The sequence below is a fragment of the Burkholderia reimsis genome (assembly GCF_003294055.1).
Taxonomy (GTDB): Bacteria; Pseudomonadota; Gammaproteobacteria; order Burkholderiales; family Burkholderiaceae; genus Burkholderia; species Burkholderia cepacia.
In genome coordinates this window covers 1-293 of the sequence record NZ_QMFZ01000178.1, presented here as the reverse complement: position 1 = coordinate 293, position 293 = coordinate 1, and the positions used below count along the sequence as shown (strand labels likewise).

General features: G+C 65.5%; 1 pseudogene. It reads right to left on the bottom strand.

The features are described 5' to 3' along the window. A pseudogene (gene argS / locus DPV79_RS41830) lies at positions 1 to 293 on the bottom strand (arginine--tRNA ligase); the annotation flags it as partial.

Sequence of the window (293 nt, the reverse complement as noted above, 5' to 3'; positions counted from 1 at the left end):
GTTCTCGTCGTTCTGTTTCAGCGCGAGGTCGATGTCGAACACGAACTCGGTATCGGCCTTGCGCGAGATCAGGAAGAACCGCACCGCGTCGCGGCCGCGCGTGATGGTCGCTTCGTCGATCAGGTCGGGCGCCGCTTCCTGGCCCGCCGCCGCGCCGCCCGACCATTCGATCAGGTCGCGCACCGTCACGTAGCTGCCCGCGCGCTTCGAGATCTTCACTTCCTGGCCGTCGCGCATCACGGTGACCATCTTGTGCAGCACGTAGTCGGGGTAGCCCTTCGGGATCCCGATGT